This is a genomic window from Bacteroides sp. AF25-38AC, from assembly GCF_003602995.1.
Taxonomy (GTDB): domain Bacteria; phylum Bacteroidota; class Bacteroidia; order Bacteroidales; family Bacteroidaceae; genus Bacteroides; species Bacteroides uniformis.
The window spans coordinates 123,469-139,377 of sequence record NZ_QTMD01000003.1 but is presented as its reverse complement, the minus strand read 5'-3'; the positions used below and the strand labels follow the sequence as shown (position 1 = coordinate 139,377).

General features: G+C 47.1%; 6 protein-coding genes. All 6 read left to right on the top strand.

Translation table 11 applies throughout. The annotated features are described in order from the left end of the window. Window positions 1-52: 52 nt before the first annotated feature. A complete protein-coding gene (locus tag DWY55_RS03365) occupies window positions 53-3,214 on the top strand; it encodes a SusC/RagA family TonB-linked outer membrane protein (protein ID WP_117878340.1) in 3,162 nt (1,053 codons plus the stop codon). A gap of 19 nt (window positions 3,215-3,233) precedes the next feature. Next, a complete protein-coding gene (locus DWY55_RS03360) occupies window positions 3,234-4,724 on the top strand; it encodes a RagB/SusD family nutrient uptake outer membrane protein (protein WP_005833916.1) in 1,491 nt (496 codons plus the stop codon). A gap of 331 nt (window positions 4,725-5,055) precedes the next feature. Then, entirely contained in the window at window positions 5,056-6,873 is a 1,818-nt protein-coding gene (locus DWY55_RS03355) for a glycoside hydrolase family 2 protein (protein ID WP_005826156.1), read from the top strand. 105 nt (window positions 6,874-6,978) lie between these two features. After that, window positions 6,979-10,932, top strand: coding sequence for a hybrid sensor histidine kinase/response regulator transcription factor (locus DWY55_RS03350; RefSeq protein ID WP_117878338.1), 3,954 nt, complete (start codon window positions 6,979-6,981; stop codon window positions 10,930-10,932). A gap of 300 nt (window positions 10,933-11,232) precedes the next feature. Next, a complete protein-coding gene (locus DWY55_RS03345) occupies window positions 11,233-14,244 on the top strand; it encodes a SusC/RagA family TonB-linked outer membrane protein (RefSeq protein ID WP_008662162.1) in 3,012 nt (1,003 codons plus the stop codon). 22 nt (window positions 14,245-14,266) lie between these two features. Then, window positions 14,267-15,844: a RagB/SusD family nutrient uptake outer membrane protein gene (locus tag DWY55_RS03340; protein ID WP_005826150.1), complete on the top strand. Its 1,578-nt coding sequence runs from the start codon at window positions 14,267-14,269 to the stop codon at window positions 15,842-15,844. Window positions 15,845-15,909: the final 65 nt, after the last annotated feature.

The following is a 15,909-nucleotide window of genomic DNA, read 5'->3' as shown; positions in this document are numbered from 1 at the left end:
ACGTTTGGATATTAAAAAGTGTTTTGATTGACTAATTTTAAGGAAGAGAAGCATGAGAAAGAAATTCTTCTTGTTAATCATTGTCTGCCTGGTTATGGGGGCGGGAGTGATGGCTCAGACGTCTACGGTCTCGGGAACAGTATTTGCCGAGGACAACAATGAGCCGATTATTGGGGCATCGGTATTGGTGAAGGGTACAACGCTGGGGGCCGTGACCGATATCGAAGGTAAATTTACAATCTTGAATGTGCCGGGCACGGCAAAGACAGTGATTGTCTCTTTTGTAGGTATGCAGAAAGTAGAAGCTGCCATAAAGCCTGCTATGAAGGTGGTGCTGAAATCGGATTCGGAACTGCTGGATGAAGTGATGGTGGTGGCTTACGGCACGGCCAAAAAGAGCAGCTATGCAGGTTCGGCTTCTTTAGTGAAAGCGGATGCGCTGAAAGACATTCCGACGACCAGCTTTGAAAACGCGTTGAACGGTAAAGTGGCGGGCTTGCAACTGACGAATAATTCCGGCCAGGCGGGTTCCGCACCGGCCATCCGCATCCGTGGCATAGGTTCTATGAATGCCGGGAATGAACCGTTGTATGTAGTGGACGGTGTTCCGGTCTCTTCGGGCAATACGGGGCAGATGAGCGGTGAGCTCTATTCTACCAACAACATCATGAATACGTTGAACCCGGAAGACATCGAATCTATTTCTGTATTGAAAGATGCGGCGGCCAGCTCGCTTTATGGGTCGCGTGCGGCAAACGGCGTCATTCTGATTACTACCAAAAAAGGACAGATTGGCAAGCCGGTGGTGACGCTGAAAGCCGAAGTGGGCTTCACGCCCTGCTGGGCAACGGACAACTATGAAACGGCCAGCGTACAGGAGAATGTGAATATGCTCTACACCGTATTTCACGATGCCCGTACAAGTGGTAAGGGCGAAACGGACGAAAAGGCGGCAGCCTATGCCATAGGCCAGTTGAACAGCCGTTTCAACAAACATGGCTACCAATTTACCACAAATGGTACGGGAGCTTACGAGAACGTCAATATCCTTGAGTACGACAACTCCGGGCGTGGAGGCAAATACTACGATTGGGACAAGGCATATTTCCGTACCGCCATTTACCAGACCTACGATATGTCCGTCAGCGGTGCTACGCAGAATACCAACTATTACACTTCCCTTTCCTATACCCAGGACGAAGGACGTTTGAAGATGAACAGCTTCGACCGTGTTTCCGGTCGCCTGAACCTCACCCAGAAGGTGGGGAAATTCCTTGAACTGACCACCAATGCCAGCCTGGCGCGTACCAAGAAAAGCGGTTATAATGATACACGCAACACGGGCAGTAATTACTTCATGCAGACCCGTAACTTGCTGTGGGGACTCTACTGGCCCACTGATTACAAGACCGGCGAGCTCTGGACCGAACGTTACGGTAGCTACGCCTACAATGGGCTTTATTATGACAAAGAGTGGGAGAACGGTTCTACCAGTACCAAAATCATAGCTGCGGAGACGCTCACCCTGCATCTGATGCCGGGCCTGGACCTTCGTTCTATCTACTCTTACGACAATACTACTGTAAAAGACTATATCTATTACAGTGCCAATCACTATAAAGGCTCGGCAGACAATGGGAATGTCAACGAATACCGTACTACATACGAGAAGATGGTTACCTCCACTACCGCCAATTATACCGGCACCTTCGACAAACACACAGTTGGCACCATGGTGGGTTTCGAAGCGGAGAAGAACAAGACAGACTATGTGCGTGCCACAGGAAGCAATCTTGCGGTCAGCACCATTCATACAGTTTCTACTGCCGGAACGCAGACTTCTGCCGGATATTCCTGGGGAAACTCGATGGTGTCCGTGCTCTCCAAGTTGGATTATAATTACGATGAACGCTACTTCATTTCCGGTTCTTACCGCCGCGACGGTTCTTCCCGGCTCAGCAAGCAGGAACGTTGGGGAAACTTCTGGTCAGTGGCAGGAGCGTGGAACATCATGCGCGAGGGTTTTATGAGCAAATATTCTTTCCTGAGCAACCTGCGTGTACGTGCCTCTTATGGTATTAACGGTACGCTGCCTTCGGACAATTACGGCTATATGAGCTTGATGAGCTATACCAGTAAGTACATGGGTAACCCGGGCGGTACAATCACTACCGTCACCAATGACAAGCTGTCTTGGGAGACGAGCTACAACACGAATGTGGGTATCGACTTCGGCTTCTTCGGTCAGCGTCTGCGCGGTACGGTAGAATACTTCAACCGTGATTCGAAGAACCTGCTCCAGGATGTTCCCATTTCGATGGTTACGGGATTTTCCTCTACGTTGCGGAACGTAGGATGCATCAACAACCATGGGGTAGAGGTGGAGTTGAGTGGTGACATCATTGATAGTAAAGGATGGTTATGGAGTGCCGGTGTCAACGCAACCTTCCTCCGTTCTGAGGTGAAAGAGTTGTATGGCGGTGCGGACATTATCTGGTACGACCCCACCAGTAGCGACAGCCGTGCGCAATATGTATACCGGGAAGGTCAGTCCACGTTGGCTTTCTATGGATACGAATGGGCAGGTGTGGACAAGACCAACGGCAAGAACGTCTACTATGTAAATGACCCCAAGAATGGCAAGGCCGGAGATTTTGAGTATAACGGACGCGGAGCTACTTATGACTATAACAATGCCAACTACACCATCATCGGCAATGCCGTTCCCAAAGTGTATGGGGGCATCAATACCTCGGTCTCCTACAAAGGCATAGCCCTTTCGTTGGGCTTTACCTATAAGATAGGAGGAGACTTGTACGATGGAGCCTACATGGATGTGGCCGACGACGGTTATTATTGGGAGCGTATCCGTGCTAAAAGCTACTACAACAACCTTTGGACGCCAGACCATACGAACGGTACAGAGCCCCGTATCGAAGGTGTAGACCTCGATGACCCGCAACAATACAGCAGCCGCCACTTGTTCAATGCCAGTTATCTGCGCTTGAAGAATCTCTCATTGGCCTATACGCTACCCAAAGCCATGACCCGCAAGGCTTTCATCGAGAATGCCCGCCTTTTCTTCACTGCCAGCAACCTTTGGACAATAGCCAAATACAAGGAGGCAGACCCCGAAGTGAGCGAATACGGCACACGTGGTTGGGAAACCCCTATCGGAAAAACGTTTGTCGTTGGCGTTGAATTGAAATTTTAATGAACTGGAGGAACTAACAATGAAAAAGATATATCATTTATTGGCACTTGTGATACTTGGTGCCTTTACATTCACTTCGTGTGACGATTTTCTGGATATGCAGCCCACCAACTCCGGAAATGCAGAAGGTGCTGTCGGTACGGTAGCCGATGCGCAGGTGGTTATCAACGGTGTGATGAGTGCGATGACCTCATCGTCCTATTACGGCAGAAACCTTTTTATGTACGGTGATGCCAAGGGCGGTGACCTCACGATTTTTGCTGCCGGACGCGGACTGGATGCATTCTATACGTTCAACCACACTTCCAACAGCAATACTTATTCCGGTTTCTGGAGCCGTGGATATTACTGCATTCTGCAGGTCAACACCTTGTTGAGCAACATTGAGAAGCTGGAAGAATCGGGCAGTATGGAAGACTTTTCCGAAGCCAAAGGGCAGGCGTTGACTCTGAGGGCGCTGTTCTATTTCGATTTGGTCCGTCTCTACGGGCTTCCTTACAATTACAACAAGACCTCTTATGGAGTTCCCAATGTAACCGAGCCGCTTACGGTGAACGCCCAGCCCACCCGTGCTACTGTGGAGGAGAACTATCGCCAGATTCTGCAGGACTTGTCGGACGGGGCGGCCCTGCTTGCCAAGAAGAAGACAAAGCAGAGCGGATATGCGGACTATTACACCAACATAGCCCTGCAAGCGCGTGTGAAACTCTATATGGAAGATTATGACGGTGCTTTGAACGCTGCCCGGGAGATTATAGAAAGCGGTGTGTACAAACTGTATGAGCCTGCCGATTGGACGGCTTCCTGGAGCAAGCAGTTTGGTTCCGAGTCCATCTTTGAGCTGGGCATCACCACTGAGGAATCAGACCTGGGAACTTCTTCTTTGGGCTTTTACCTGATGCGCTACGGACAGTTGAAGAATGCCATGGGCTGGTATCTTGCCAGCGATTATTTCTTGAACCGTCTGGGTGAAGACGAGACGGATGTGCGTTGGGGAATCATGGACAACGATGAATACTGGGTGGACAATGAGATTGAACGCAAGGGAGCCTGCTACAAGTATATGGGCAGTACCACTCTGGCAGGTGACGGCAAGGCAACCAATACAGCCGTCAATATCAAGATAATCCGTCTTTCCGAGATATATCTGATTGCCGCCGAAGCAGCCTTGCACTCCACGAAGCAGGAAGCAGGCGCAGATGCCGCCGCCGGTTACCTGAATGAAATCCGCAGGCGTTCTCCCGGACTGGCACCGGCCACTGCCGCTACCATTACCGATGATATGATTCTGGACGAGCGCAGCAAGGAGCTTTTTGGTGAAGGACAACGCTTCTTCGACATGATGCGTATGGGCAGAACCATCGAATTCAACGACGATTTTCAAGATATTCCGGTGAGTCACCGTGGAAAAACAATCGACCGTACTTTCGAGAAGATTGTGCTTCCTATTTCGCAGGATGAGATAAATGCCAATCCGGCATTGGAGAACCAGCAGAATCCGGGATATTAGTCATTCCCTGCTGTCTATTGTTTGCTACTCCTTGTATATCAGGGAGGTATTTTGCCAACAAGTTGTCACTGCCTTGGCAAACTTTTGCCACGCCTATGGCAAAGTTTTGCCAACGCGGTGGCAAAGTCTTGCCAATGGGAAGGCAAAACCTTGTCATAGGCGTGGCAAGAAAAGCGGAAAAAGGTGCCTTTGATGAATTTCTTTGATAAAATGAGATGGTAATACCTTGATATTCCACAAAAATACTATTTATTGGTTCGAAATTTCTATTCTTTTTTTCTGAATCGGCTTATCTTTGCTTTCGTAGAAACCAATAAAAAGTTATAATACTATGAGAAGATTTTTCCTCATATCGTCATTCTTGACGTTGTTTGCAATCGGAAGCTCGGCGCAATGGAAGCCGGCAGGTGATAAAATCAAAACGGACTGGGCATCCCAGATCAATCCCGCGAATGTGTTGCCCGAATATCCTCGTCCCATCATGGAACGGAGTGACTGGAAGAACTTGAACGGACTGTGGAATTATGCCGTTATAAATAAAGGTGAGCATCTTCCGGCAGAGTTCGAAGGGCAGATACTTGTTCCTTTTGCCATCGAATCCTCCTTGTCCGGAGTTGGAAAAAGAATCAATGAAAACCAGGAACTGGTCTACCAGCGCAGTTTTGAAATTCCTTCTGCCTGGAAGGGAAAACAAGTGCTGTTGCACTTTGGCGCTGTCGACTGGAAAACGGATGTATGGGTGAATGATGTGAAAGTAGGCAGCCATACGGGGGGATTTACTCCGTTCTCTTTCGATATTACTGCCGCCCTTTCTGGCAAAGGCAATAATCAGTTGGTCGTAAAAGTTTGGGACCCAACGGATAAAGGACCTCAACCCCGTGGAAAGCAGGTCAGCAATCCGGAAGGTATCTGGTACACTCCCGTAAGCGGTATCTGGCAGACGGTATGGATGGAGCCGGTTGCCGGAAAACATATCAAGAACCTCCGTATCACTCCCGATATTGACCGTAATCTGTTGACAGTGAAGGCTGAATTGAATAGTGCATGTCCTTCCGACTTTGTGGAAGTGAATGTGTATGACGGCAATCAACTGGTAGCCACCGGCAAAAGTATCAATGCAGAGCCGGTGGAGGTGTCCATGCCCCGGAATGCCAAGTTGTGGAGTCCGGATTCCCCCTTCCTCTATACGCTGAAAGTGACTCTGAAAAGCGGAGGCAAGGTAGTGGATAAGGTGGACAGCTATGCTGCCATGCGTAAGTACTCCACCCGTCGTGACGCGGATGGCATCGTACGCCTGGAACTAAATAACGAGGCTTTGTTCCAGTTTGGACCGCTGGACCAGGGTTGGTGGCCCGACGGACTGTATACAGCTCCCACAGACGAGGCTTTGCTGTATGATGTACAGAAGACGAAAGATTTCGGTTTCAATATGATTCGCAAGCATATCAAGGTGGAACCGGCACGTTGGTACACACATTGTGACCGTTTGGGTATCATCGTATGGCAGGATATGCCGAGCGGTGACCGTAATCCGGAATGGCAGAACCGCCGCTATTTCGACGGAACAGAACTGAAACGCTCCGCCGAATCCGAAGCCTATTATCACAAGGAATGGAAGGAAATAATGGATTGTCTCTACTCTTATCCGTGTATCGGTACATGGGTACCGTTCAACGAAGCCTGGGGGCAGTTCAAGACGGTAGAGATAGCCGAATGGACGAAACAGTATGACCCGACCCGTCTGGTGAATCCGGCAAGTGGCGGTAACCATTATACTTGCGGTGACATGCTCGACCTCCACAACTATCCCCAACCGGAGATGTATCTGTATGATGCACAGCGTGCCACGGTTTTGGGTGAGTATGGCGGCATCGGCCTTGTCTTGAAAGACCATATCTGGGAACCGAACCGCAACTGGGGATATGTTCAGTTCAACTCTTCCAAAGAAGTGACTGATGAGTACGTGAAATATGCCGATATGCTGTATCAGATGATAAAAAGAGGTTTCTCGGCAGCCGTCTATACACAGACCACGGATGTGGAGGTGGAAGTGAACGGTCTGATGACTTACGACCGCAAGGTGATAAAGCTGGATGAGAAACGCGTGAAAGAGATAAATACACGTATCTGCAATTCACTTAAGAAATAGGGGCATTTACAATTTACCATTTACAAAGTACAATTTGGCTGCGCTGTCATCTGCATAGTTAAATTGTACTTTGTAAATGGTAAATTGTACATTAAAAATGTTGTTATGAAACGATTGATTATAAAGCTTTTCCTTAGTCTGTGCCTATGGGCGGTATTGCCGGTCTGTGCGCAGGATGCTGTTCATTACTATTTCAGAACGATGGATATCCGGAACGGTCTTTCGCAGAACACCGTGTATCAGATTTTGCAGGATAGGAAAGGCTTTATGTGGTTCGGAACCAAGGACGGTCTGAACCGTTATGACGGATTGTCTTTCCGTATTTACAAGAAAGAGAACTCCGGTTTAGGAAAGAACTTCATAACTGCGCTCTACGAGGACCGCCGGGGAAATATCTGGATTGGTACCGATGGGGGAGTCTTTATTTACGACCCGGTACTGGATTCCTTTACCGCTTTCGATGAGGCCAGTGATAACGGCAGTATCATCAGGGATTTCGTCACCATGATTGGAAGTGACGAGGACGATAATATCTGGATATCGGTAGAAAACCAGGGGTTGTTCTGCTATAAACCGGATGAAGGGAGGCTGCTGAACCATCTGCACGATTCGGGACTGCCCAATGTAACCCGCTTTTGGCTGAATGGGAATACGTGTTGGCTGGCCTTGTATGCGGATAATCTTTACTATACGAAAGCTGACTTTGAAACTCCTCTGCAGCCTTTCAAGGACGCGGAAGGAAATGAGATTTTCAAGAATGATATTATCAACTGGCAGGTCAGCGGACCCCATAATTGTGTGTATATCGCTTCGCTGAACGGGTTGACAGAGATAAACCAGACTACCGGCAAGACGCGGAAGCTGCTGAACACCTATGTGAGGGCTTTGCAGTTCAAATCTGACAACGAGCTGTGGGTGGGCGCAGAGTCCGGCTTGTATATTTACAATCTGACGAATGACAAGATTACCCATTTGACCGTTCCCGACCAGGATGATTCGTATGCATTGTCGGACAATGCCATTTATTCGCTCTGCTGCGACAAGGAGAACGGCATGTGGATAGGGTCTTATTTCGGTGGAGTGAACTATTGTCCTTATCAGTGGACTTACTTCGAGAAGTTCTATCCGAGAGACAATCTCAGGCATTTCGGCCGTCGTGTACGGGAAATCTGTGAAAGTAATGATGGCACCTTGTGGATAGGTACCGAAGACAAAGGCTTGTTCAATTACAATCCGGAAAACGGAAAGATAGAGCCTTTTGAGCATCCGGCCATTTATCAGAATGTCCACGGCCTTTGCCTGGACGGGGATGATTTGTGGGTGGGTACGTTCTCCGGTGGTCTGAACCGGGTGAATCTTCGGACCAGGCAGGTGAAACATTATGCCAAGGGTGAGAGTGAGAATTCCATGGTCGCCAATGACGCCTTTACCATTTGCAGGACCACTACGGGAGACGTGTGGATAGGCACCACGTCCGGTCTGTTGAAGTACAATCGCTCTACAGATGACTTTACCCGGATTCCTCAGCTGAAGAATATGTTTACTTATAACATTCTGGAGGACTTCAACGGAAATCTGTGGTTTGCTACTTTCTCCAATGGAGTGTTCTGCTACAATGTAAGAAGCCAGCAGTGGAGGAATTATCTGTCTAATGAGAATGATTCGACCTCTCTTCCCTACAATAAGGTAATCAGTATCTACGAAGACAGCAGGAAGCGTCTGTGGTTCATGACGCTGGGTGAGGGCTTTTGCCGCTACAATCCGGAAACGGACAATTTTACCCGTTATGACATGTCGAAAGGATTTCCGAGTAATACCATCTACAAGATGGTCGAGGATAAGCGGGGTAACTTATGGATTACTTCCAATTATGGTCTGGTCTGCTTCAATCCCGATACGGAGAGCAAACATGTCTATACCACGGCAAACGGGCTGCTGAGCAACCAATTTAATTTCCAGTCCGGTTACATTGACAAGAAGGGACGCATCTATTTGGGAAGTATCAACGGATTCATAGCCTTTGACCCGGAAACTTTTGTGGAGAACACTTTTCTCCCTCCCGTAGTGATTACAGATTTTTATCTGTTCAACAAACGGCTTTCGGTGGATAGTCCGGATTCTCCTTTGGAGAAGAGCATCACCTATGCGGATGAGATAGAGCTGGATGCCGACCAGAATTCTTTCTCTTTTCAGGTTGCAGCCTTGAGTTACCAGGCACCCGAAATGAATGGTCTTGAATGTAAGCTGGAAGGCTTTGACCGTGACTGGTATACGGTAGGACGGAATTCCATCATCAACTATTCAAACCTTCCTTATGGAAGCTATACATTGCGTATAAAAGGTTCCAACAGCGATGGCAAGTGGAACGCGACGGAACGTGTGCTCGACATCCATATCCGTCCTCCTTTCTATCTCTCCACTTGGGCGTATGCTGTTTATACGGTATTGGCGTTATGTTCACTGGCTGCTGTAATTATCTATTTCAGAAAACGGACCCGGCAGAAGCATCAGCAGGCTATGGACAAGTTTGAACGGGAAAAGGAACGGGAGTTGTATACTGCGAAGATAGACTTCTTCACGAATGTGGCGCATGAGATACGTACACCGCTTACACTGATAAAGAGTCCGCTCGAGAATGTATTGGCTTCCCGTTCTGTTTCGGATGACATCAGGGATGATTTGGAGACCATGGAACTGAACACCAACCGGCTGCTTGATTTGGTGAACCAGTTGCTGGACTTCCGGAAGACGGAGACGCAAGGCTTCCAATTGAATTTTGTGGAATGTGACGTGTCTGAGCTCTTACAAAAGACGTATAAGCGTTTCAAGCCTTTGGCACGTGAAAGGGGGCTGGCATTGAGTATAGAGACTCCCGAAAGCTTGTATGCTTCGGTTGATAGGGAAGGGCTTACCAAGATTATCAGCAATCTGCTGACCAATGCGATAAAGTATTCGGAGACCTATATACGCATCAGGCTATATTCGGAAGGTGAAAGACTGCTGCTTTCTGTATGCAATGACGGCCTTGTCATTCCGGTAGAGATGCGCGAGGAGATTTTCAAGCCGTTCATCCAGTATAAAACCGGTACCTTGCGCTCTGTACCCGGCACCGGTATCGGGCTTGCACTTGCCCGTTCATTGGCCGAACTCCATGAGGGTACGTTGTGCATGGAAGATTCGATGGAGAACAACTGTTTCCTGCTGTCACTTCCGCTGAAGCACGAGCAGACGGTGGCTATGGAGCATAAAGAACCGGTAACGGGCGGGGAATCCTCTGAGGAAAGTGGTGCAGGTACTGCCTTGGAACAGCACCGGTATACTCTTTTGGTGGTGGAAGACAGTCTGGAAATGCAGGCATTTGTTGTGAAACAGCTCTCTTCGGAATATCGTGTGCTGACTGCCGTGAATGGGGTGGAAGCTTTGAAGGTGTTGAAGGAACATACTGTAAATCTTGTCATTTCAGACATTATGATGCCCGAGATGAATGGATTGGAGCTGTGCGAGCATCTGAAGTCCGAGCTTGACTATAGCCATATACCGATTATCCTGCTTACGGCGAAGACGACCCTTCAAGCCAAAATAGAGGGAATGAAGCTGGGGGCTGACGTATATATAGAGAAACCTTTCTCCGTGGAATATCTGAAAGTTTGTGTGGCCAATCTGCTGAACAACCGTGAGAAGCTACGGGCTTCTTTTGTCAATTCTCCTTTTGTGCAGACGGGCAGTATGGCAATGACAAAGGCAGATGAATCTTTCCTTAAAACATTGAAGGAAGTGGTGGTTGCCAATATGCAGAATCCGGATTTCTGTCTGGATGATATGGCAAGCCTGCTGAACATGAGCCGTTCGAGCCTGAACCGGAAGATAAAGGGCATATTGGATATGACCCCGAATGACTACATCCGCCTGGAGCGGTTGAAGAAAGCGGCGCAGCTTTTAAAGGAAGGAGAGTGCAAAATCAATGAGGTTTGCTACATGACCGGCTTCAATACTCCTTCCTATTTTACCAAGTGCTTCCAAAAACAATTTGGTATTCTGCCCAAAGACTTCGTGAAATGATAGCATGGAATGCTTGCTAAATATAACAATCCAATCAAATGCCCCTGAGGTGTCTCTCAGGGGCATTTTTTGGATTTATAATTGCATAGATTGAAGCGATATTTGCATTAATTTTAGCTTTATGCGGATATATTTGCATCCGAAAGCCAACAATTTATAATACTATGACCCCTATGCCTATGACGTAACAAATCCTAATCAATGTTCTATGATTGGCAGAAGTGACTAATCACTTTCTGCGGTGTATTTAAAAAGCGGGCGTTAGTTTCCGCATAGTTTTAAAATCTAATTCTATAAAAAATGATCAAGAAAATCTTATTCTTATTCTTTGTTGTGTTTGCAGCTACCGCTTATTCACAAGATGTGACCATAACGGGAACGGTGACGGATGCAAATAGTGAGCCTTTGGTGGGCGTGAATGTATTGGTGAAGGGTACTACCACGGGTGCCATTACCGATATTGACGGTAATTTCTCAGTGAGTGGAAAGAAAGGAAGTACACTCGTTTTCTCTTATATCGGTATGCTTACGCAGGAAGTTGTCTATAAGGGAACTGCCTTGCGCGTGGTGATGAAAGATGACTCGAAAGCGCTGGAAGAAGTGGTTGTCATCGGTTATCAGACGGTGAAGAAGTCCGACTTGACCGGAGCGGTTGCCGTGGTTGATACCAAGGAAATGAAGAAAAGCGCTGCAGGAACACTGGTCAGCCAGATGCAGGGCTTGGCAACCGGTATTAACGTACGCAGTAGCGGTAGGGCAGGCGAAGATGCCTCTATTGAAATTCGCGGTGTCGGTTCCTTGAGCAATAACTCTCCGCTGTGGGTTATTGACGGTATGATTACAGACCCGGGTGTTGATTTCAATCCTGCGGATGCAGAGTCCATCCAGATTCTGAAGGATGCTTCTGCTGCTGCCATCTACGGTTCGCGTGCTGCCAACGGTGTGATTATCGTTACTACCAAGAAAGGTGCGAAAGGTCCCATGAAAGTGAATGTAAGCGTAAAGGAAACATTGGAATGGAGCCCGAAATTCGATTTGATGAATGCGGCAGAATATATCAAGTATAATGATATTGCCTATAATGAAGCCATCAAAGACGGTATTGCCACTGTAAACAGCACTCAGAAACACTCACAGTATGATACCAACTGGCAAGATGAAGTGTTGAAGACCGCATTGGTGCAGGACTACAACGTATCGCTTTCCGGTGGTGGCGATTCCGGCAGTTATTTTGTATCAGCCGGTTACTATAACAATGACGGCGTTTCTTATGGAAATACTTTCGACCGTTATAGCTTCCGTGTCAATACACAAGGTAAAAAGGGCTGGTTCTCTTTTGGTGAAAACTTGGCTTATTCACTCACAAACACAGACCCGAACCAGACCAATACCTACAATGACTTTTTGCGTATGATGCCTACCATTCCTATCTATGATGAGAATAACCCGGGTGGATATGGCTATGGTGATGCTGCCAAGTACAATACGTTCGGTGTAAACCCGATTGCCCGTGAAGATTTGGAATACCGTCATTTCCGCCAGAATCGTCTGAATGGTTCTTTATGGTTGGAATTCAAGCCATTCGAATTCCTTTCCTATAAATTCAATGGTGGTATTGATCTTTACTTTTATGAGAATTCATGGTTCCGTGGAGAAGGTAACTGGACTCAGAATCAGGAACACCGTGATCCGGAAAGCCAGAAGGCGCGTGACAATACCTACAACATGTTGATTGAGCACACGTTGAACTTCAATAAGGATTTTGGCAAGCATCATGTGGATGCTGTAGTCGGTACTACTTACCAGCACCATGAATGGGAAGGCTTGTGGGCTTCCCGTCTGAACTTCCCGATGTTGGGTAACGGTGATTATCTGACTGTATTGAATGCCGGACAAAGCAACCAGCAGAATTCAAACAGTATCAGTGAGAATGCGATGATTTCTTATTTGGGACGTGCGAACTACATTTATGATGATAAATACTATCTGACTGCCACCTTCCGTCGTGACGGAACCTCCCGTCTGGCTAAGGAAAACCGTTGGGGTAATTTCCCGTCATTCTCCGGTGCCTGGAGAATTTCAAAAGAGGAATTCTTTGATGTGCCTTGGATTAATGATTTGAAGATTAGAGGTAACTGGGGCCGTCTTGGTAACTCTTCCATTGGCGATTGGGATTATATTGGAACTATCAATCAGAGTATTGTAACTGTATTCGGAGGTGCTATTGTTCCGGGTTCTACTCAGGTGAAACTTGTGAATGCAGGTCTTGTTTGGGAAACGAAAGAAACGGTGAATGTAGGTTTTGATGCCAGCTTCCTTAACCAGCGCTTGACTGTCAGCGCAGAGTATTACAACTCAAAGACCAGTGATGTATTGGCAGAGACTCCGATTGCCATTTCTACCGGTAACCAAGGAGGTTCTCCATGGAAAAATGCTGCCAGCTTGCGCAACAAGGGCTTCGAGTTTACACTTGGTTGGAAAGACCAGATTTCGGACTTTAAGTATAGCGCTTTGCTGAATGTGACTACTATGGATAACGAAGTATTGAGCTTGGGCCGTGATGGTACTAATAGGGATTATATTGATTCCGGTCAGGCAAGAACCAAACCGGGCAGATCTTTGGCTGAATTTTATTTGAGAAAGACAGACGGTATTTTCAAGACACAAGAACAGATTGATAATTATGTGACATCTACGGGTACCCCCATTATGATTGAGGGAAAGCGTCCTCAATTGGGAGATGTCAAGTATCTCGATTTGAATGATGATGGAGAGATTACTGATGCCGACCGTGGTTATTGTGGTAGCCCCTGGGCCAAGATGCAAATGTCATTGGTATTCAATGCAGAATGGAAGAACTTCGATTTCAGTATGATGTGGAATGGTCAGTTCGGCAATAAGATATACAACGTATCCCGCTGGCAAGGACGTCTGTTTGCAGACAACTCCAACTATATCCGTTTTAAAAAGGGTGAAGAACCTTACCAGGTAAATCCTAACTCCAATACCCCGCGTATCATTTACGGTGATTTCCGCAACTCCCGTGATGCCGACCGTTTCCTGGAGAATGGCTCTTACTTCCGTATGAAGAACATTTCCATTGGATATAACTTCAGACAAGATTGGTTGAAGAATTTGGGAGTCGAGAAGCTCCGTCTGTTTGCTACCGGCAGCAATTTGATTACCATCACCGGATATTCCGGCTTGGATCCTGACTTCAAGGGTGCGAATTCCGTTTGGAACAGTGGTACGGACAGCTTTGCATATCCCAATACCCGTTCGGTAATGTTTGGATTGGATTTGACCTTTTAACTTATAAATCAGCTTATAAATTATGAAAAAGATATATTATGGATTAATGCTTGCAGGTGCCTTGACGTTGTGCACCGGATGCAGTTCGAGTTTATTGGATATTGATAATCCCAATGAAGTGACCAATGATACTTATTGGAATAAGCCGGAAGATGCGACAGCCGGTGTGAATGCCTGCTACAGTTTTCTTTATAAGGAAGGTACTTGGATGCGTTGGCTCTCTTTCCGCTATGATTTGACTTCGGACGAAGGATGGAGTTCTTCTCCTTGGATTGAATTGGGCGACTGGACACGTTTCCTTTACAACAACTATAATTTTTATGAAGGCAACAACATACATTGGGAGCATTTCTATGTAGGTATTTTCCGTTGTAATCAGGTGTTGGCTCATGTTCCTTCTATTGAAATGGACGAGACGACGAAAAACCAGGTACTGGCACAAGCTTCTTTCTTGCGTGCATTGTGGTATTTTCAGGTAAATCTGTTGTGGGATAAAGGAACTATGCCGTTGGAGCCTAAAGATGCTTCCTATATACCGGAAGATGCTTCCGAGCAGGAAATATGGGACCAGGTAGAGAAAGATTTGACTTTTGCCATGCAGTATTTGCCGGAATCTTGGGATGCTGCCAATCTGGGACGTGCTACCAAAGGTGCTGCCAAGGCATTGTTGGGCAAGGCTTATATGCAACAACATAAGTATGACAAGGCAAAGGAACAGTTGCAATGGCTGATTGATAAAGAGGGCTCTTTGTACGGTCTTATTGCCAACCGTGAGGATAACTTCACCGACTTGGACGAGAACAACAAGGAAGGCATCTTTGAAATTCAGTTCGATGACCAGAACAAGGGTGGCACGGGTAATGACGCCAGTATGGCATTCGGTTTCCAGCGTACTCAGTTCTATGCTCCGAGTGGTATAGGTTGGGGAGACGGTAAGGCACGCCGCTGGCTGGTAGACGAGTTCTTGAAAGAGAAGCGTGTGGACGGAAAGAACGACTTGCGTTTGTACGGTAGCATTTTGTACCGTGGATTCTCACAAGACTTCCCCGACCAGCCGAAAAGTTACTATAGATTTGAAAATGCCGATTGGAATGACGGTTGGGGAACTGACCCGGAAGACTGCTATATCCGTAAATACAATACTTCGTACTATCGTAGTGCAGAAGATTATTTTGCCCGTAACAACTATCGTATCATGCGTTACGCAGATATACTGATGAACTATGCAGAGTGTCTTGTTGAAACGGGAACCAATCCTGCCGATGCTGCTGTTTATGTGGACAAGGTAAGAGAACGTGCCGGTCTGGCCAAGTTGGAAGACAGTCAGTGGAAAGACTGCTTGAGCTCTAAAGATGCCTTTATCAAGCGTCTGCAGATGGAACGTACATTGGAACTCTGTTTCGAAGGTTGGCGTTGGGCTGACTTGAAGCGTTGGGGATTACTTGATTCCCAGGCTGGAATTGATGAACTGAAAGCTCGTGACAAGGACTTTGACAACTTTATTGTCGGCAAGCACAGACGTCTGCCTATTCCAAGAGATGAGGTGGAAAACAGCACAGTAGGTGGTGTTGCACATCTTACTCAGAATCCTAACTATTAATAACCGAAGAAGGCTATGCCCGGAAGCCTGTTCCCATTCAGGATGCTTCCGGCATAGCCTTTTCT